Source organism: Morganella psychrotolerans, assembly GCF_001676055.1.
GTDB classification, from domain to species: Bacteria; Pseudomonadota; Gammaproteobacteria; order Enterobacterales; family Enterobacteriaceae; genus Morganella; species Morganella psychrotolerans_B.
Genome location: NZ_LZEX01000044.1, coordinates 147,455 through 167,281, shown reverse-complemented (window position 1 = coordinate 167,281; position 19,827 = coordinate 147,455). Strand labels below are relative to the sequence as shown.

Annotated in this window: 13 protein-coding genes and 1 tRNA gene; 3 read left to right on the top strand and 11 right to left on the bottom strand. The window is 50.1% G+C overall.

What is annotated here, in order from left to right; translation table 11 throughout:
• The first annotated feature begins 17 nt into the window (after positions 1–17).
• Positions 18–464 (top strand): cysteine desulfurase sulfur acceptor subunit CsdE, encoded by a 447-nt coding sequence (csdE, locus tag AYY17_RS18760; RefSeq protein WP_067426377.1) that lies wholly within the window; start codon positions 18–20, stop codon positions 462–464.
• Positions 465–472: 8 nt separating this feature from the next.
• Here csdE and tcdA read toward each other — a convergent pair whose 3' ends face one another.
• Both tcdA and mltA read right to left on the bottom strand, forming a co-directional pair.
• Positions 473–1,288 (bottom strand): tRNA cyclic N6-threonylcarbamoyladenosine(37) synthase TcdA, encoded by an 816-nt coding sequence (tcdA, locus tag AYY17_RS18755; protein WP_067426301.1) that lies wholly within the window; start codon positions 1,286–1,288, stop codon positions 473–475.
• A gap of 91 nt (positions 1,289–1,379) precedes the next feature.
• Positions 1,380–2,477: a murein transglycosylase A gene (gene mltA, locus AYY17_RS18750; protein WP_067426300.1), complete on the bottom strand. Its 1,098-nt coding sequence runs from the start codon at positions 2,475–2,477 to the stop codon at positions 1,380–1,382.
• Positions 2,478–2,720: 243 nt separating this feature from the next.
• On the opposite strand from mltA, the gene AYY17_RS18745 reads away from it, so the two are divergent.
• Positions 2,721–2,797 (top strand) — tRNA-Met (locus AYY17_RS18745).
• A 257-nt stretch (positions 2,798–3,054) separates the two neighbouring features.
• On the opposite strand, the gene amiC is transcribed toward AYY17_RS18745, so the two are convergent.
• On the bottom strand, positions 3,055–4,305 hold the full coding sequence (gene amiC, locus AYY17_RS18740; protein WP_067426299.1) for an N-acetylmuramoyl-L-alanine amidase AmiC: 1,251 nt from the start codon (positions 4,303–4,305) through the stop codon (positions 3,055–3,057).
• A gap of 338 nt (positions 4,306–4,643) precedes the next feature.
• On the opposite strand from amiC, the gene argA reads away from it, so the two are divergent.
• Positions 4,644–5,969 (top strand): amino-acid N-acetyltransferase, encoded by a 1,326-nt coding sequence (gene argA / locus AYY17_RS18735; protein ID WP_067426297.1) that lies wholly within the window; start codon positions 4,644–4,646, stop codon positions 5,967–5,969.
• A 24-nt stretch (positions 5,970–5,993) separates the two neighbouring features.
• Here the strand turns inward: argA and recD are convergent, their stop codons facing one another.
• The 8 genes from recD to AYY17_RS18695 are packed head-to-tail and all read right to left on the bottom strand — an operon-like array spanning position 5,994 to position 19,715.
• Entirely contained in the window at positions 5,994–7,829 is a 1,836-nt protein-coding gene (recD, locus tag AYY17_RS18730; RefSeq protein WP_067426295.1) for an exodeoxyribonuclease V subunit alpha, read from the bottom strand.
• The gene (gene recB, locus AYY17_RS18725; protein WP_067426293.1) at positions 7,826–11,440 is read right to left on the bottom strand and encodes an exodeoxyribonuclease V subunit beta; all 3,615 of its coding nucleotides are present in this window, start codon (positions 11,438–11,440) and stop codon (positions 7,826–7,828) included. The genes recD and recB overlap by 4 nt, the downstream gene beginning before the upstream one ends.
• A 4-nt stretch (positions 11,441–11,444) precedes the next feature.
• Entirely contained in the window at positions 11,445–14,327 is a 2,883-nt protein-coding gene (ptrA, locus tag AYY17_RS18720; protein ID WP_067426292.1) for a pitrilysin, read from the bottom strand.
• Positions 14,320–17,721 carry an exodeoxyribonuclease V subunit gamma gene (recC, locus tag AYY17_RS18715; protein WP_067426289.1) on the bottom strand — a complete coding sequence of 1,134 codons (3,402 nt, stop codon included), beginning with the start codon at positions 17,719–17,721 and terminating at the stop codon, positions 14,320–14,322. The genes ptrA and recC overlap by 8 nt, the downstream gene beginning before the upstream one ends.
• Positions 17,696–18,058: a prepilin-type N-terminal cleavage/methylation domain-containing protein gene (locus tag AYY17_RS18710; RefSeq protein WP_067426288.1), complete on the bottom strand. Its 363-nt coding sequence runs from the start codon at positions 18,056–18,058 to the stop codon at positions 17,696–17,698. Before AYY17_RS18710 ends, recC begins: the two co-directional genes overlap by 26 nt.
• Positions 18,051–18,566 carry a DUF2509 family protein gene (locus AYY17_RS18705; protein WP_235845432.1) on the bottom strand — a complete coding sequence of 172 codons (516 nt, stop codon included), beginning with the start codon at positions 18,564–18,566 and terminating at the stop codon, positions 18,051–18,053. The genes AYY17_RS18710 and AYY17_RS18705 overlap by 8 nt, the downstream gene beginning before the upstream one ends.
• Positions 18,541–19,122, bottom strand: coding sequence for a prepilin peptidase-dependent protein (locus tag AYY17_RS18700; protein WP_067426285.1), 582 nt, complete (start codon positions 19,120–19,122; stop codon positions 18,541–18,543). Before AYY17_RS18700 ends, AYY17_RS18705 begins: the two co-directional genes overlap by 26 nt.
• Positions 19,123–19,124: 2 nt before the next feature.
• Positions 19,125–19,715 carry a peptidase gene (locus AYY17_RS18695; RefSeq protein ID WP_235845431.1) on the bottom strand — a complete coding sequence of 197 codons (591 nt, stop codon included), beginning with the start codon at positions 19,713–19,715 and terminating at the stop codon, positions 19,125–19,127.
• Positions 19,716–19,827 lie beyond the last annotated feature (112 nt).

Here is a 19,827-nt window from a genome sequence, read left to right as displayed (position 1 = left end):
TGACAAAAGAGACACAGATGATACATGCATTTCCGGTACATCCGTTTGGTCATGATATTCGCCGTGAACAACTCGCAGAAACATTTGCCGCCAGCCATTCATGGGAAGAAAAGTATCGTCAGTTGGTGATGCTTTCCCGTCAGTTACCGGCACTGCCGCCGGAAAACAGGACCGGGGATAGCGAAATTAAAGGCTGTGAAAACCGTGTCTGGCTGGATGGCGCACTGAATAATGACGGCACACTGCATTTTTGGGGTGACAGTGACGGGCGGATTGTCAAAGGACTGCTGGCGGTTCTGCTGACAGAGATTGAAGGATTGACGCCCGCGACACTGTTATCGCTTGATCTTCCGGCTGTTTTTGAACAATACAAACTGAGTGACCAACTCAGTCAGTCACGCCGCAATGGTATTGCGGCACTAATTAATGCCGCGCATATTATTGCACAAAAATTCAGCGACTGACCGGCACTTTATTCAGCCGCAGCCCGCGCGGCTTTTGCCATCAGTTTTTTCAGGGCGTGAGATACCGCAACAAACCCGAATGAGGCCGTCACAACAGTGGCGGCACCAAAGCCTGCCGCACAATCCATCCGCATGCTGCCTTCTGCCGTATTTTTCATGCCACAGACTGCACTGCCGTCTGCCTGCGGATAACGCAATGCTTCTGTTGAGAAAACACATTCAATCCCCAACCGCCCTTTGCTGTTTTTAAGTACGCCATGCTCTGATTTCAGGCGCTCACGCAGTTTTGCCGCCAGCGGATCCTGAAGTGTTTTCGCCAGATCAGCGACCTGAATCTGTGTCGGATCAATCTGTCCGCCCGCCCCGCCGGTTGTAACCAGCGGAATTTTATTGCGGCGGCAATACGCCAGCAGCGCAGCTTTCGGGCGAATACTGTCAATTGCATCAATCACATAATCAAACCCGGGCTGCATCATTTCCGGTACATTATCCGCCGTCACAAAATCATCCACACACTGCACCTGACATTCAGGATTGATCGCGAGGATCCGCTCACGCATCACTTCAATCTTAGGCTGCCCGATTGTTCCCTGCATCGCGTGGATCTGCCGGTTAATATTTGTCACGCAAACATCATCCATATCAATCAGTGTGATCGCGCCGATCCCGGTACGAGCCAGTGCTTCCGCCGCCCAGGATCCTACACCGCCGATGCCGATGACACAGAAATGAGAACGGGCAAATAAATGAAGCGCCTGCTGACCATAAAGGCGGCCAATACCTGCGAAGCGTTGCAGGTAAGCATCAGATAAAAGGGTTTGCATAATCGGGAACCTGAGGTGAAAAAGTCACAGAAACAACGGAGAAATAATCCCGGTGCATACCTTTGCAAGTATACACCGGACAGAAAAAAGACTACAGAACCGGATTTAAGATTGGCGGGGTACCTTTCTTCAGTACCCACACGCGCCCGTAATGGTTATAAAATCCGGCCATCATCCCCGCATCATGCCCGATACCATGATAGATATCGAAATGATGTCCTTTAATGGCACCGCCGACATCCAGGGCAACCATCAGGCGCATATCATAACGTCCGGTAAAATTACCCTGATTATCCAGTACCGGAATTTCTGCCAGCAGCGTGGTTCCCGGCGGGATCAGGCTTTTATCTGATGCCACAGAGGCTTTTGCGATTAAAGGAACGGCACTCGCCCCTTTCACCGGCGCAAACTGTTTTGGTGAGAAAAAGACAAAAGACGCGTTTTGCTCCAGCAGTTCCTGTACTTCCTGCGGGGAGTGATTGTCTGCCCACTGACGGATAGCCAGCATCGACATATCTTTCTTTTCAACCTCGCCACGTTCAATCAGTACCCGTCCGATACTGGTATAACCGTGTCCGTTCTTCCCGGCATAGGCAAAAAAGTTCAGCTCAGAACCATCACCGAAATCAATGTAAGCGCTGCCCTGCACATCCATCAGGAAGTTATCCATCAGCGAGTTACTGTATGCCAGCACATAATTGTCACTCAGTGCGCCCGCATAGATTTGCGCACGGCTCGGCAGGCGGCTGCCTTTTTTCGGCGGCATACGATAAATAGGATACTGAAATTCACCCTGACGGGTATGGCGCGCCTGAACAACCGGGGTGTAGTAACCGGTAAACTGGACGTTGCCGTAATTGTCCTTTCCTTCCATCTGATAACTGTGGAGATTGAACTGACGTAACTGCGCGGGATCTGCACCTGAGCGCAGCCAGTTTTCGACCGCGCGGAAGTTTTCATTATTCGCATTGTACAAACGCGGTGACGCTGTTTTAACCGCATCAACCTGTTTAAGGAAATCAGCACCATTCACCGGATTACCGGGACTATTAATACCCGCCACTTCCTGTAAATTCTGCGTCAGACGACCATCTTTATATTGCTGACCTTTATCTGTCGGATGCGACTGACAGCCGACTAACAGAGAGAACATCACGCCGCACAACAAAAACCTGCCGGTTTTGTTCATACTTATATTTATCCGCCAATGAATAATGAATAATGTGAATTAACTTAATTTAAGTGCAAACGATAGCAAATCACTTTTATTATGCAACCGATTTACGGAGCCGTTAATAAACAATAATCAGGCTGATTGTATTCAAAACAAACGATTCGGGGAATAATCATCCGAAACAGGATAAGAGATAGCTTTTTATCAAGAAATAACTTGCAACAGCGTATTTCCTGAGTATAGTAAGCGCCTCACAGACGCGGGATGGAGCAGTCTGGTAGCTCGTCGGGCTCATAACCCGAAGGTCGTCGGTTCAAATCCGGCCCCCGCAACCAATCTTATACCGACATTATCTGTCAAAATCCCCTGAAAAACACTTCCTGAATAATTCCTCTTTACTAAAAAATCCATATTTTCAATTTATTACCTCCCTATTATACTCTAAATAATTCGGGATGCCTGTAGGCGACAAGCTCCGACTGCCGGGGAGCATACATCAGTATGTGACCCGGCGGGCTGAGTGCGGTCAACACCCGGGCATCCTGAAGTATGACGAGTATAATCAGTGCCACATCCTTGTGACACACTACTTTTAATCTCTGCGCGCGACTGCGCCACCATTCGCAAAATAGGCTTTGATACCCTGGAAAACCGAATTCGCCATCTCCTGCTGGAATTTTGCTGTTTTCAGTAAACGCTCTTCTTCGATGTTACTGATAAAGGCAGTTTCCACCAGGATGGACGGGATATCCGGTGCTTTCAGTACCGCAAACCCGGCCTGGTCGACTGTTTTTTTATGCAGTTTATTAACTGAGTTCATCCGCTTGAGAACTTCTGAGCCAAATTTAAGGCTGTCTTTAATACTCGCGCTCTGCACCATATCAAACATGGTTTGATCGAGATATTTATCACCGCTTTTGCTTACACCACCAATTTTGTCGGCGTCATTCTGGGTTTGCGCCAGAAATTTTGCCGTATTACTGGTTGCTCCGCGTGTCGATAGTGCAAAAACGGACGAGCCTCTGGCTGAACGGTCGGTAAAGGCATCAGCATGAACAGAAACAAAGAGATCCGCACGCATCTTGCGCGCTTTTGCCACACGCACTGACAGCGGGATAAACACATCCTCATTGCGCGTCATATAGGCACGCATTCCCGGTTCCCGGTCAATAAGGGATTTCAGGCGGCGTGCTATTTGCAGTACGACATCTTTTTCCCGCGTTTTGTATTTACCAATCGCCCCGGGGTCTTCCCCGCCGTGGCCCGGATCAATCATGATCACAATCGGTCTGTCTTTCCCCGCTTTACCCGGTTTCGGCGTTTCACGCGGAAGACTCTCTTCCAGGTCACCCCGGTTGTAATCTTCCAGCAATGCAAGCAGAGGATCATCTTCTTCTCTGCTGCCATTTTTCGGATAAAAATCAAGTACAAGGCGATTTTTGAATTCAGCAACCGGCGTCAGTTCCAGCACCTGCGGGCTCATTGCCTGCTTCACTTCAAACACGAGGCGGACGGTCTGCGGATCATTTTGTCCGACACGGACCAGCTTCAGGTGCGGATCCCGGTTTTGTACCTGCTTATCCAACCCTTTCAACACGCTGTTGAGATGCACGTTTTTCAGATCGATAACAACACGTTCCGGGTTTTGCAGGGTAAATTGTTTATATTTCAGCGGACTATCGGACTCAATAGTCACACGGGTATAGCTTGATGCCGGCCAGATACGCACAGCCACAATTTGCGATGAAGCCGCAAACCCGAAAGGGCTTATACTCAGCAGACAAAATGCCGCTGTACCTTTGAGCAACAGACGGCGTGATGCATCGTGTTCAGAATGACTCATGAAAAGATATCCATAGCGTAAATCACATCAATATTGCCGAAATGTATATCCGGAAAACCAACGAAATTAAAAAAACAGAATGATACCCGACGTCATTCAAGATGCAGACAACAAACCTGAAGTTTGAATGAATAAGGATAATATTATTCTAAATAATTTAAACGGCACTTTATCTAATCATTTGCGCCCTGTCATTATGGATTTTTAGCTTATATGGCGATAATTCAGGCAAACTCAGCTTCCTTCTTTTCCGCCACCCAAAATTTAGGCTTGCTATTCCCTCACAAAAAGAATAAAAATACATAAATTACGAATAAAAATTCATTTGCGAGGGTGTTATGAAAGAACGTAGTATCGAACTGGTAGACGGTTTCCGTCAGTCAGTTCCTTATATCAATGCCCATCATGGCAAAACATTTGTGGTTATGCTGGGCGGCGAAGCCATCGAGCATGAAAATTTTCCTAACATTGTAAATGATATCGGCCTGCTGCACAGCTTAGGTATCCGCCTGATTGTCGTTTATGGCGCCCGTCCGCAAATTGAAAAAAATCTGCAGGCTCATCAGTGCGAGCCGGTTTATCACAAAAATACCCGTGTGACAGATGCCCGGACACTTGAGTTGGTCAAACAGGCTGCCGGGCAATTACAGCTGGATATCACCGCCCGCCTGTCAATGTGTCTGAATAATACGCCGCTGCAGGGCGCGCATATTAATGTGGTCAGCGGTAATTTTGTGATTGCCCAGCCGCTCGGCATTGATGACGGTGTTGATTATTGTCACAGCGGGCGGATCCGGCGGATTGATGAAGATGCTATCAACCGGCAACTGAATAACGGCGGCATTATACTGATAGGCCCTGTCGCTGTTTCTGTCACCGGCGAAAGTTTTAACCTGACCTCTGAAGAGATTGCCACACAAATTGCCGTTAAGCTCAAAGCCGAAAAACTGATTGGCTTTTGCTCCGCACAAGGTGTGGTTGCCGACAATGGCGCAATTATCTCCGAAATGCACCCGAATGACGCCGAACACTATGTGCAGGATATGGAAGGTCGCGGTGATTACTATTCAGGTACGGTCCGTTTTCTGCGCGGGGCAATCAAAGCCTGCCGCCGTGGTGTAAAACGCAGCCATCTTCTGAGTTATCAGGATGACGGGTCACTCATCCAGGAACTGTTCTCCCGTGACGGGATCGGAACCCAGGTCGTGATGGAAAGTGCGGAACAAACCCGCAGAGCAAATATCAATGATATCGGCGGGATCCTGGAGCTTATCCGTCCGCTGGAGCAGCAGGGCATTCTGGTACGCCGCTCACGCGAACAACTGGAAATGGAAATCGATAAATTTACGATTGTTGAGCGGGATAACACCACCATTGCCTGCGCCGCACTCTATCCGTATCCGGAAGAGAAAATCGGTGAAATGGCCTGTGTGGCAGTGCATCCTGACTACCGTAGCTCTGCGCGGGGCGAAGAATTACTCAACCGGATAACGCAACAGGCAAAACTGGCGGGGCTGGAAAAACTGTTTGTTCTCACTACCCGCAGTATTCACTGGTTTCAGGAGCGCGGGTTTGTACCGGCAGAAATTGAAAACCTGCCGGTCAAGAAACAAGCAATGTACAACTATCAGCGGCGCTCAAAAATTCTTATTCTGGATTTTTAGTAACCGGCTGCCTGTTATTGCTGTTCAGCGCAACCTTTCACTCAGCCCGCTGTAACGCTGAGTGGGCGTTTTCACCGCACGGCGCAGGCACTCTTCCCGGCTGTAAACAGTCAGGAACTGCTTTGCCCGCGTCAGTGCGGTATACAACAACTCACGGCTGACCAGCGGTGATATTTGTACCGGCAATACCAGCGCGGTATGTGCAAATTCAGATCCCTGGGATTTATGCACAGTCATCACATACGCCGTTTCATGAGCCGGTAACCGGCTCGGCTGAATGCTTTTTATTGTGCCGTCCGGCAGCTGGAAATACACACGAAGCTCGTTTTTATCATCCCGCAGCATTATGCCGATATCGCCGTTAAACAGCCCGAGCGGGCTGTCATTGCGGTTGATCATCACCGGTTTTCCGTGATAACCACGCAGCCGGTGAATAAGAGGACGCCGGATATGCCCCTGCTGATGCAACAGCCGTTCAATGCGCTCATTCAGACCTTCCACACCGAACGGCCCTTCCCGCAGAGCACACAATAGCCGGAACTGATTAAAAGCATGCAGAACAACCGCCGGATCTGCCTGTTTTTTCACCAGAGAGAGAAACGGCAGATAGGCGGTCATCGTATCGGTCAATACCTGCGGGTAGCCGTTTTCATCCTCCAGCGGTACGTAGCGGACATCAGAGCGCTGCCCGTTCAGAATAGCCATAGTTTCGCGGGCATCGCCCTGGTTTACGGCAGCTGCCAACTGACCAATCCCGGAGTTTTCATCAAAACGGAAACTTTTACGCAGCAGACAGAGGTGATCCTGCACATTTACAGGGTGAGCCGGTATCGTTTCCGGCAGGAGACAACCTGTCATCGCTTCCAGCACCAAACGTCTTTCCGGTGTATATCCCTCTTTGGCAAAGCGACAGATATCCCCCAGAACCGCCCCCGCTTCAACGGATGCCAGTTGGTCTTTATCACCCAGCAGAATCAGCCTTGCCTGCGGCGGCAATGCATCGATAAGCGCGGCCATCATCGGTAAATCCACCATGGAGGCTTCATCAACAATCAGAATATCCAGCGGCAACGGATTTTTATGATGATGGCGCATCTGACGGCTGTCCGGCTGTGCGCCGAGCAAACGGTGCAGGGTTTTTGCCTGCTTCGGTATCATCGTGCGCTGCTCATCTGTCAGAGTCAGTTGTTCAATCGCCGAACCCAGTGATTCAGTCAGGCGGGCCGCCGCCTTACCGGTCGGGGCAGCCAGTTCAATCAGCAACTGACGGGGTGCCGATTGCACCAGTGCCGCCAGGATACGGGCAACAGTTGTGGTTTTCCCGGTTCCGGGTCCGCCGGAGATAACAGCAGTCCGGCTGCTGACCGCCACCGCTGCCGCCACTTTTTGCCAGTCAGTTTCCGGCACTGATAAACCAAACAGCGCATCCAGCAACGGGCGGATACTTTCCGGGTCCTGCGTAGCCGGTTGTGGTTGTGAAAAATACGCGGCAACCTGACATTCATACTGCCACATACGGTGCAGATACAAATTAGTGCCGGATAACACGACAGGTGCGGGAAGTGAGCCATCACTAACCGCATCAGATACGCTGAGCGTGGAGCTGATCTGTGCAACTGACGGCTCACCCAGAGCCCGCCAGACAGACTGTAATAGTTCGGCGTGCCGCCCGCCCTGTTCCATCAGCGGCGCGATGCGGGATAACGGCAGGCAGACATGCCCCGCACCGGTCTGTGCGCTGAGCAGTGCAAAAACTAATTGCAACAGTGGTGCATCATCCGTTGCCAGCATTGCAGCGAACTGACAATCTAAAGGGCGCAGGATCTGCTCAGTACACAATGTTTGTAAGTGAGCATTCATTTACTTGTCTCCCCTTTAAACATCTCATCCAGTTGTTCGGTGAACGCCTGTTCCGGCCGGTAAAAATAAATTCCCTGCCCGGCTTGCTCCGGTGTCATTCCGCGCAAAAATAAATAATAGACCCCGCCGAAATGCACATCATAGTTATAATCCGGCAATCTGTGGCGTAAATAGCGGTGTAATGCCAGGGTGTAAAGCTGATACTGCAAATCATAGCGGTGCTCAATCATTGCGTCCGCCAGCGCCGCCTGTTGGTAGTCTGCCGCACTGTCACCGAGATAGTTTGATTTATAGTCCGCTATGTAATATTTACCGTCATGACAAAATACCAGGTCAATAAAACCTTTCAGCATTCCGGTCACCGTTGTGAAATCCAACGGACGCGCCCTCTCTGACAGTGGGTCAAAGGCTCGCATCAGTGCATCCAGCGCCTGCGCGGTCAGTTCACTTTCAATCGGCAGGAAAAATTGCATTTCATCCTGCTTCAGTTGTGCCGGAATCTGTTTCAGCGCCGGTCCTCCCCCACAAAGCGGGGTATTCAGCAGCTTAGTAAGCCAGGATTGCAGGAATGGCGCCCAGTGTGCGGAAAAACCAAACGATAATAACTGATCATTCAGCCACTCAAGTGAGGGCTCACTATCAAATTCAAGTGCTTCAAACAGACTGTGAAGAAATGTACCTGCCTGCGCGCCACGTGGAAACGTATAGGCCGTCAGTTCAGACCCGGCTTGCGCCTGTATCTCACCAACTGTTTCTGTATCCATGTCCGGGCTGAGTGCGCGGATCATCGCCATCATCTCTTCCTGCCGGTCCTGCGTATACACATTACCGCCGGATGCGGCGCCGTAACTCAGACCACTGTAGCTGGTTACCCGCCACTGTCCGCGAATGTGCCGGGTGAAGGCTTTCACCGCCAGAGATACCGGCTCGCGGGCTTGCGGCACCCATGGCGTGAGCGTCAGCCCCTGCACCGGAGTCAGTGCCAGTGAGTCATCATCCTGACAAAACGCTGTCAGCCGCCCGAACAGGGTTTCACTGTCACACGCCTGACCATTTTGTATCAGATATCCCAGCCCGCAGAGGTGTAAATCGGTGTTACCTGCTTTCTTGCGGTTGCCTTTTATAATGGGCGCGACACCCAGGCTGCAATGGTAAATTGCCCGCGTAACCGCAACATAAAGCAGGCGCAGGTCTTCCGCCAGGCGCTCTTTATCTGCCAGCGCGAGTTGGGTTTCATCAGGTGAAAGGGTCAGACATGGCTCAAACGTGGTTTCATCATGATAAAGGCGCTGCCCGCCGGCCTGAAAATTACAGATAAACGGCAGCCAGACCAGTGAATATTCCAGCCCTTTGGATTTATGAATAGTACAGATTTGCACCAGATTCTGGTCGCTTTCCAGGCGCATTTGCTGACTTTCGGATTGTGCATCCGGGCGCAATACCTGTTGCGCCAGCCAGCGCACCAGTGCGTGTTCATTTTCCAGCGTCTGTGAGGTTTCCTGAAGCAATTCACCGATATGCATAATATCGGTCAGCCGTCGCTCCCCCTCCTGACCGGCGAGCAGATTTTCAGCAACCTTCCGCCGGCTGAATACCGTGCGCAACATCGGCAGAACACCCTGCTGCTGCCAGACTTGCCCATAACCGGCAAATTCATCCACCAGCGCATCCCATGCGGTTTCATCGTGATTCAGCTCATCCATGTCAGGAGCATTAAGACCGAATAATCCCGATGCCAGCGCACTTCTCAGCAAACGTTCTTTTTCAGGGCTGAGCACCGCCTGTAACAGCCACAGCAATTCACGCGCTTCCGGTGTATCAAAAACACTGTCCCGGTTTGAGAGAAAGACTGACGGGATCGCCAGTTGGTTCAGTGCATCTTTTATCAGTTGTGCTTCCCGGCGGCTGCGCACAAGAACCGTGATATCGGCGGCACTTACGGGGCGCTGCTTATCACCACGCCCGAGTAATGCAGTACCGCTCTGCCCCTGCTGTAACCAGTCACGGATTTGACCGGCACACACACCGGCCATTGTTCTCTCATAGTCACCACTGCTGACACCCTCGGCCCCCTGCCACCAGAATTGCATTGCCGGTTGTATTTTTCCGTCAATGACAAATGCTGATTTATCGCTTCCGGGAGCGGGTAGCACCGGCTGAAACGGGATCTGTTTAAAACAGAAGGGTTCATCTGCCTGTAAAAACAGTTTATTTACCCCGTCCACCATCGTTTTTGCCGAGCGGTAATTTGTTCCCAGCGTGTAATGCGCACTGACATCCTGCCGGGCTTTGATATAGGTAAAAATATCAGCGCCACGAAACGCATAAATAGCCTGTTTCGGATCCCCGATAAACAACAGCCCGTGGGGTTCTGTTTGCGTACCGTCATCACAGCGCGCGGCATCGTCCTGATAAATTGTCCGGAAGATCCGGTACTGCTGTGGGTCGGTATCCTGGAATTCATCAATCATGGCGACAGGAAAACGTTTTCGCAGCGTTTGCGCCAGCAATGCACCATTTTCACGACGTAATGCCTCATCAAGCCGGGTCAGCAGATCATCAAACCCCATTTCACCGTGTATCTGTTTTTCCTGCGAAATTGTCTGACGGATTTCATACACCGCGCGGGTAAAAAGTACATCCTCCAGTGTCAGTGCCTGCTCTGCCAGGATTTCTATGGCAGAAAAAACCGGGTGAGACGGTGATGTACCGCCTTTTTTGGTTTTCTCACACAAAACGGCCTGACTGAAACGCTCAAGATTCTTAGGCAAGGCATAATGAGTGGTTACCCGCTCTTCTGCCCATGCATTGATACCGGCAATCCATCCCGGCACCAGATTGGCGCGGTAACTGCTTTTGTTCAGATCTGAATCCTGAATCAGACTGACAAAATCAACATCACTGTCCCGCCATTGCTGCTTTACCTCATCAATGGCGGTAATGATTTTCTGATGGCGGGAAAGTAATGTTTCATCTGACTCCGGGGCATCGGTGATCCGCGGCTCTTCTCCCTGCAACCAGGGGTAGATATCCCGCAACAGTGCATCCGGACCTGACCAGAGCTGAGTAACGGCCCTTGCCAGCTCAACCGGCAGCGGATAACAATGACGCCGCCAGAAGTCCGCGCACGCCTGTCTGCGGATAGGATGTTCATCCTGAATCAGTGTTTGCTCAAATAATACGCCGGACTCAAATGCATTATGTGTCAGCATCCGCTGACAGAATCCGTGAATGGTAAAAATGGCGGCTTCATCCATCTGGCGCTCGGCAAGTAACAGTCGCTGAGCCGCCATTTGCTTGTCCGTGATAAGTGCAAGCAGGGGAGCAAATGCATGACCCGGATCCTGTTCATCACGCAGACAGGCAATGCGTAGCGCGTGAATATTCTCACGGATACGCCCGCGCAACTCATTGGTTGCCGCTTCAGTGAACGTCACCACCAGGATCTCTTCCGCTGACAACGGACGGCTGAATGCGCCTTCCCCCAGCCCCAGCAACAAACGCAGATAGAGTCTGGCAATAGTGTAGGTTTTTCCCGTACCCGCAGACGCTTCAATTAACCGCTGCCCCCGCAGCGGTATTGTGACCGGGTTTAAAGATTCAGCCGCCATAGACTTACCTGATTTCCTCTTTCACAGGTAGCAGTGACTGAAACTCTGTCACTGTAGGATAGGTTGTCCAGCCTTCCGGCTTCGCATAATCATCCGCTTTACCGCTGGTTCCTGTTACCTGAGAATAAAGCGCCAGTCCGTTTTTCGACATAACCGCTTTCTCATAGAATGTCACCACATCCTGTTTTGTCATTTTTTTCACCGCGTCGATGGTCTGTGCGCGGGTATTAAAATCAAAATAGTTATTTTTGAAATCAAATGAATAACGGGATGCTTCTTCGGCAAAGGTTTCCGGTGGCTGGGTCAGTTCAGTCAGCAGAGCACTGCGGTATTTATCAAACTCCGCATTGTCCAGTGCCTGTAACCGTTTTTCCGTTTTCACATAAAAATCATTAAAACGCTGTGCCAGATATGTCGGATTTTTTTCATTGCTCTGTAACAGGAAACCGATCCCCCACTGGCGACCAAAACCTGGGTTAAAGGCAAACAGGGCATAACCCAGTTGTTCCTGTGTCCGCAGTTGATCATAGAACCACGGGTGCAGAATTTTTGATAATACAGAAGAGAATGCCGCTCCTTCAGTGCGCGAATACCCTGTCGGAATAAAGATATTTGCCAGTGCATTATCTGTGCTGTTCGCTTTCTCATCAAAATTCGGTTTCAGGGTTTTATCGATAACGTAGTAATCACCCACCCACCATTGAGTTCCCTGCGAGCCAAGCTGTACCTGTGCTTTTGCAGCGATCTGTTCTGCCTGAGGTGCCGTCACATTACCAAAAATAAACATCTGTAACGCACCTTCACGGATCAACCGATCACGGAAGTCAGTCACATCTTTTTCTGTAATGGTTTCAAGTGCTGCGAGACGATCTTTTTCCTCAAAATACGGGACATATTTCAGGCGGCTGAACGGGCGCATTGCCATTTCATACGCTTTGCCGTTATTTGAGACAGCAACCTGCTCACGATACCAGGATTTCGCCTGAACCAGTTCAGCAGCCGTCGGCGTAAAGGTCTGATACTGCCCGATTGCGGTTGTCAGAAGCTCAGGTAAGTGCTGAGAATAACCATCTGCGCTGATATTCAGACCATCATCATCACTGATGTTAATCCCCATTCCCGCCACACCGGCCTGATAACGAAGCTGGTTCAGTTTCAGTTCACTGATATAGCTGAGCACAGAACTGGTGACAAAATCTTTCGCGGTTCTGCTGGTATTTTTGTTGCGCAGTTCCAGTGCAATAATCGCTTTCGGTTCGTCAGCGAAATACTGGCTCGGCATATAAAACAGACGTAATTTTGCTGTGTCTGTCAGTTGTACCGGTTTTTCCTGTTTCTCTTTTTTGATCAAATCAAAGTTATCCGGAATGAACGGGTTCAGTGCCGGCAGAGAGAAATGAAAATCAGGTTCAGACTTACGCCATTTATCGAGTTGTGCGGCGGTGACATTATCCACCTGATACGGTGCATCCACAAAATAGGCTTTTTTATTGCTTGGTTCATCCGGGCTGGTATACCAGATACGGGCTTTTTCCGGGGTTAAATCACTGAACCGTGCTTTAATCGCAGCCGGATCCCAGTCATCCGCAAGGTAGCCGACATTCAGGATATTACTGACCGGATAATCCATCATGGTATTCGCCAGAGACTCAACATAGCCCATATCACGGACAATGGAGTTGTAACGGAATGCCAGTCCGTTGACCCGGGCTATCTCATCGAAATAGGCTTTACTGATCCCTTTTTCTTTAATCAGATTCAGATAAGAAAACACGGCAGCGGTGATTTCATCACGCTTTAACATGCCTTCATCTGTCAGCGCCACAGAGATAATAAAAATGCCCTGATTCCGCGCCAGATCTGAAGAGGCAGATGCACTGATATTCTCTGCAAGACCTTTTGATATCAGCCAGTTTGCCAGTGTTCCTTCACTGCGGTTTCCCAGCAGGTAAGCAATATAAGTGTCTGTTTGTTTACGGAAATCTTTGCTGTTGTTGTCAATGACAAATTCAAAATCCAGGGATTTCTGAGGCTGGGCCGGAACATAGTGAATAATTTTCTGTTGCTCGGCTGCGGTGATAAGCGGCACCGTAATCTGCGGAATGGCCGCTTTACGGTTCGGGATTGTCCCGAATGTATTGTTCGCAAGAACAGCCAGCTCTTCCGTGGATTCCGGTCCGTACAGCACACCTTTCATCAGGTTTGACGAATAGTATGTATTGTAGAATTTGAGCAATTCCTCATGCAGGATACTGCCCGGTTTATCTTTCAGTGTATCCAGATTACCACCGGAAAAACGGGAGATCGGGTGTGCCGGGTTCCAGGTTTCAGCCCGCACCTGATACATACGGTGCCCGTCGCGGGAGCGTGCCATTGTCAGCTCCGCATTAACCGCATTCCGCTCTTTATCTGCATTCACCGGATCAAGCAGCGGCTCAGCCAGCGCATCAGCCAGGCGCTCAGTGGCACCTTTCAGTGCGCTGTTTTCAACTTCAAAATAAAAGTCAGTGTAATTCGACCCTGTACTGGCGTTATGGCTTCCGCCATGTTTGGCAAGATAATCACTGAAGTTTCCGGGTTCAGGGAAACGTTTTGATCCCATCAGTACCATGTGCTCCAGATAATGCGCCAGTCCTGCCTGGCTCTGCGGCTCATCCATGCTGCCTATCGCCAGGCTGATTGCTGCCGCAGATTTACGCGCGGCACTGTCTGAAATCAGCAGAACGGTCATGTCATTTTTCAGGGTAATTGCCTGATACTGACGCGGATCATTCTCACTTTTCTCTATTTCATCCGGTAAAACCTGCCATGCATTCTGTGCAAGTGCGTTCGCGCCGGTAAAAAAGAAAAGCAGTGTAAAGATAAACTGCACTAGTTGTTTAGGCATCAGCCTGGTTCTCCCTGTTTTTCTGATGATGAAACATCGGCAAAAATAATTGTTGCGAAAGCTGCTTAACGGTATCGAGGAGCGCTGTATCAAAATGACGGAATGCACGAACCACATAGTCATCCTCAGCTTCACCATTAAACTGAAAACCACCCTGCAATGTCTGCAGCAACAGCGATGAAGCTTTATGTTGGAGTGCTTCATCATCAGAGAGTTCACCACTTTTTTCATCTGCCAGTGTGCTCAGCCATGCCCAGCCACTCTTAATGAAAACCGGCAGTGGTTCATTGAGACCCTGAACAAACACATCCAGTAATGGTTGCAGATACTGTTGTGCCTGTGCCGCTGTGAGCGGTTCAAAAATCCATGCGGTATCATTACGTCCGAATGCCCTGCTGAATTGCTGCCGGTCACTCAGGCTGTAAACCAGGTGCTCAATCCACAGGCGCAACCCGTCAACCGCAGTCAGCGCGGCGGCCCGCCAGCGCAGTAATCCGTCATTCTGAACACCGGTTAATTGCCCGGTTAATGTATAAGGCCCCACACCATAGCAGAACAACTCACTCTCTGATTCTGCCCGTGCCATGCGGATTTTTTCCGCCAGCACATCCATTTCCTGTAACTGATCTTCCCAGTAAACCTGTGCAAATGCCCCGGCGGGTAACGATCCGGCGGCTTTCAGGGTGGTAAACACCTGTTCTTCTGACTCACCGTCCACCAGCGCGTCAAGCAACTGTGTGTTAAACCCGTAGCGCTGTAAGTTATCAACGCTGAACGGCTCTTCTTCCGGCAGTGCGACATCTTCAATATCAAAATGGACTTTCAGACGCTGCTGAAAAAAGGCGCGGATCGGGTGGCGGTAAAACCGTAAAAGCTGATCCAGTGTAATATCCTTCACCGATTCATCCGGAACCGGCACATTAAACGGCCCCTGCGCCCGGCCCTGTCCCAGCGCCGCCGGCAGCCACTGAGGCGCAAAGCTCTGAAATTCAGTGCCTTCCCGGTAATTTTCCGCCGCAAAGGGAACACGTGAATGGCAGACTGTCAGGTGGTTTCCAACAGCTTTCCGGCTGATATCCAAATCTGCCGGACGGTCTTTTTCCAGGCAAAAATTTAACCCGATATATTCCAGTAATTCACTGACTAAGACTGACGGATTGCGCTCCTCGTTATCGCGGATAGAACGCCCGATATAACTGATATATAAATGCTCTTTTGCAGAACCTAATGCCTCAAGGAAAAGATAGCGGTCATCATCACGGCGCTTACGGTCGCCGCGACGCGCCTGCTCTGCCATCAAATCAAACCCCAGAGGCGGGATATTGCGCGGATACACACCGTCATTCATTCCGAGCAGACAAACAACCTTAAACGGGATCGAGCGCATCGGCATCAGTGTACAAAAATTAATCGCACCCGATAAAAAACGCTGACTGATTTTTTCATCATCCAGCCGCAGAGAAAGTTCGTCACGGATCAGAGAAAGCGGCACGTCATCGTCATAACAGGCTTTTATTGCCTGCTCCAGCACCTGCTGCCACTGTTGCAGCACCATGCTGAGCACCGGCTCGGTATCAGGTGCTACCGCAAAGAAAGCAGAAAGCAGCTCAGTACCGGTTTCACGCCACTGTACCGGGGTACGGGTTTCACTCAGAATATCCTGCCACCGGCTCAGAGTATCGATAAATGCCGCAAGCTGACCGACTCTCCCGGCGGCAATACCGGATGCATCATCATACGGAAGGATCCCGCGCCAGGTGCCCTCCTGCTGCGCCATAGCATACCCCAGCAACATACGCTCCAGCCCGAATTTCCAGGTATTCTGACCAAAAACCGGCAATGAAAACGATTCGATGTTGTCATCATCCAGCCCCCAGCGAACGCCCGAACCACTGACCCAGCGGCGTAACAACGGCAGGTCGCTTTCATCCAGACCGAACTGTTGTGCAATCGCAGGCACTTCCAGCAGACTGAGGACATGTTCTGAGGTGAACCGGCTCTGCGGCAGCTCCAGCAGGGTTAATACCGCTTGTAAAACAGGATGCGCCTGACGGGCTTTGCGGTCAGAAATAGCAAACGGCAGGTAACGGTTGTCATTACCATGACCAAATACCGCCTGAATGTACGGAGAATAGCTGTCAATATCCGCTACCATCACAATAATATCACGGGGGGTAAGAAGCGGGTTATTTTCCAGTAAATTCAGTAAGTAATCCTGTAAAATCTCAACTTCCCGCTGAGGGCTGTGACAGGAATGGAAGCTCAGGGAGCGGTCGTCAGCTGCAAGGATCCGCCGGTCTTTACTCACGGAAAACTCTTCTTTTGTCTTACCGACCCGGCTGTAGTCAGCCAAATCAAGAATATCCTGCTGAATACTGGTCAGTAGTGTATCCGGCGTGTGGTCAACAAACGCTTTAATAACATGAGCATCGTCAATCTCTTCCAGGAACCAGAGATTGTCCCGCCCTAAACGCCCCCAGGACGCCAGCAGCGGATTACCGATATTTTGCTCTCCATCTGCCTCAAAATTAAAAAGTGAGGGTGCATCGTCGTCAGATTTAAACCAGCTGACCGCCTTTTTATCCCAATAGCTTTGCGGCTTACGTGCCAGCATCCGGCGCAGTAATGCCGGGTTCTGAATATCGCCCCAGTAATATTGGCAGGGATTGGTAAACATCAGATGAATATGGGTATGCTGCCCGAGTGCGCGCAGCGCCTGTAAATAAACAGGCGGTAATGCAGAAATACCACAGATAAACAGCCGGGGAGGTAAATTTGCCATGATGTGCGGATCCCCCTGATTCAGCACATCAATAAAACGCTGATAAAGATTCGCGCGATGCCATTGCGGTTGATCCAGCGCACGCGTCAGTGTCTGTAAATCCTGCCACAGCGATTTTTGCCAGGCCTGGTTGTGACTCAGTCCGTCAACCAGCGTGTCGCCTTCCCATGCGGTCAGCCAGTCCGGACGGTAAACAAGATATTGGTCAAATAAGTCCGCAATACGACCTGAAAGCTGATGAAGTTTGCGTTTATCGTTATCATCATCAAGATAGTGGCGCAGCGGGGTAAAGTCAGGGTTCTCAAGGCGCTGCGGTAACAGAGACATCAGTTTCCATGTCATTGCACCTTTACTGAAGGCACTCTCTTTCGGAATACCCGGCAATACGCGGGTAAACATATCCCAGATAAAGGTTGCGGGCAGCGGGAAATCAATATTTGCCGCAATACCCAGTTTTTCCGCCAGCGCAATCTGTAACCACTGCGACATTCCCGGACTTTGCACGAGAACCGTTTCCGGGCGGAATGGATCCGCAATCTTATCAGTATCAATAATATGGCAGATAACATCTTTCAGCAGATCCAAATCATTGGAGTGATAAATCGTAAACATTTTTCTGCCCTTGCATGCAGTGCCATCGGCTGGCGGTTAACTGACGTTCTGAGACTAAACGGATAGTAACGGAAACACAGCCCGGTGCCACGTTTTCCTGTCTGTTTTCCCATTGCCACCGGGAAGATAACGTTGTGTTCATCATCTGCTGTAATGTACCGGGATCTGCGGTAAACCGCATCAACTGATGTAACCGGCGTACTGTTCTGACATCATCATACTGCCGGTGTTTTCCGCTGTTCAGAAGCTGATGATAACGCAATAAGCCGGTCATCAATACCGCAAAAACAAAAGTACAAATAAGCACTTCCGGTAACGACATCCCCCGCTCATTCATCTCTTTCTCCTGTCTCACTGTGCCCCGCACAACCGGGTTTCAGATCCGGAGGACAAAAATCACTCCATCCCTGAGCCTGCGCTGTCAGCGTGATTTCATTACCCTGCATCGTTGCAGTAACAAGCTGATAATGAGATATATTTTGTCTGAACCAGGGTGAAAAAGAACTACCCTGTAATAAAAAACGATTTCCCTTCAACCGCCGGAGACAACTTTTCAGAGCCGGGTCCGCCGCTGTCCTGCAATATAACGGCTCTCTGACAAGAGAGCTCCGGGACCAGTGCAGTGTCATTCCCCACGCCAGTGCGGACGCGGCTCCCGCATCTGCCTGATAAAAGGCGATTTCATCCTGTCCGTTGCGCCACTCAGTCTGATAAAACCGATGCAGGACGGATAACAACATCAGAGCAACCCCCAAAAGAAGCATGATCATCATCATCAACGCACTGCCCTGCATTGTTTTTTCACGCTGATCCACACTGTTACGGATGATAATTGGGTGTTGCAATCAGGCTTTCTCCGGTTCGTTGCAGCACCGGTTTTTCTTTACCGGCCAGTGTCAGCGATAACTGTAAGCCACGTTGCTGATGAAGGCTGACCGGCGTGACGGAAAAACGTGTCACCACAATCTGCCGGTTATCTGTCACTTTTTCCCATCCTGAATCCTGGCAGCTCAGCGCATTACGGGTCCATTCCAGCGCATTTTTGTTCAGGCGATAACCGAAATGCTCACCGGTTTTTCGTGTGTTGCGTTCCCAGCGGCTGTTATGGTTGAGATCATAGGCAACAATAATACAACTGTTTGCCGGTTCCCCTTTTTTTGCCGCTATCTGTAATGGTCTGCCCTGACAGGTTCCCCGGCAAAAAGCGGTTCGCCGGAGATCTTTTTCCAGCCGTAACAACGTCTCACGCATAATATTATCCAGTTTATATTGCCGGTATGTATTCGTTACATCCTGACAGAGAACCGGAAAAAAACGGGTAATCGTCACCAGCAATATCGCGCTGACGGCCATACTGACCAGCATTTCAAGCAAAAGTGAGCCCCTTGATGACAATGTCATTATCAACACGCCGGGATACCGGACAACTGCCCCGGAGTGCATAACCGGATACGCCCGGGGGCGGAAATAATCAGCTTTATCTGCCCTTGCCCGTTCTCCAGCAAAAAACTGGCAGCGGATGCAGTATGGCGGGTTCCCCAGAACAACACTGCATTGATTGTACCGGAAGCAATACGTACGCCATCCAGTGGCGTAAACCCGTCGGTTTCTCTGTCACAAAGAACCGGTGAAACCTGATGACAAGCACCGCTGTTATCACCAAAAAAAATGGAAATTTGTCTGGTTTCATTCAGGTATGTTGCCCGCAGTTTATGGCTGCTGAGATACTGATGAAACAGGGCGGCAGTCTCTGTCAGATACCGTTTTTCCCTGAAGTTTTCCCATGACACACCCAGCATAGTTACGGGTAATGCCATAATAAACAACACGATTATCATTTCCATCAGTGAGATCCCTTTTTCTGTCTGCATCGTTGCGTCTGCCCGGATTGATCCTGATGAAAAAATAACGGGTTTACCGGTATCCGGTACTGAAAGCGGTGATAAATGCGATGCAACAGGAAGAAATAACAGCCATACACTGAAAACGATCATCTTTTTTTCGTGTTGCGCCGAAGATTATATTTTGACGGGAAAACAGCAGTAGAGCCTGCGGGGTAAAAACGATAAAAAAGAGCGGACACCGCCGCTCTTTAACAATTTGGAT

What these genes read in the sequence shown, in the direction of transcription:
- csdE (WP_067426377.1), top strand. Translation starts at nt 18, where the DNA reads ATGATACATGCATTTCCGGTACATCCGTTTGGTCATGATATTCGCCGT.
- tcdA (WP_067426301.1), bottom strand. Translation starts at nt 1,288, where the DNA reads ATGCAAACCCTTTTATCTGATGCTTACCTGCAACGCTTCGCAGGTATT.
- mltA (WP_067426300.1), bottom strand. Translation starts at nt 2,477, where the DNA reads ATGAACAAAACCGGCAGGTTTTTGTTGTGCGGCGTGATGTTCTCTCTG.
- amiC (WP_067426299.1), bottom strand. Translation starts at nt 4,305, where the DNA reads ATGAGTCATTCTGAACACGATGCATCACGCCGTCTGTTGCTCAAAGGT.
- argA (WP_067426297.1), top strand. Translation starts at nt 4,644, where the DNA reads ATGAAAGAACGTAGTATCGAACTGGTAGACGGTTTCCGTCAGTCAGTT.
- recD (WP_067426295.1), bottom strand. Translation starts at nt 7,829, where the DNA reads ATGAATGCTCACTTACAAACATTGTGTACTGAGCAGATCCTGCGCCCT.
- recB (WP_067426293.1), bottom strand. Translation starts at nt 11,440, where the DNA reads ATGGCGGCTGAATCTTTAAACCCGGTCACAATACCGCTGCGGGGGCAG.
- ptrA (WP_067426292.1), bottom strand. Translation starts at nt 14,327, where the DNA reads ATGCCTAAACAACTAGTGCAGTTTATCTTTACACTGCTTTTCTTTTTT.
- recC (WP_067426289.1), bottom strand. Translation starts at nt 17,721, where the DNA reads ATGTTTACGATTTATCACTCCAATGATTTGGATCTGCTGAAAGATGTT.
- AYY17_RS18710 (WP_067426288.1), bottom strand. Translation starts at nt 18,058, where the DNA reads ATGAATGAGCGGGGGATGTCGTTACCGGAAGTGCTTATTTGTACTTTT.
- AYY17_RS18700 (WP_067426285.1), bottom strand. Translation starts at nt 19,122, where the DNA reads ATGACATTGTCATCAAGGGGCTCACTTTTGCTTGAAATGCTGGTCAGT.
- AYY17_RS18695 (WP_235845431.1), bottom strand. Translation starts at nt 19,715, where the DNA reads ATGATCGTTTTCAGTGTATGGCTGTTATTTCTTCCTGTTGCATCGCAT.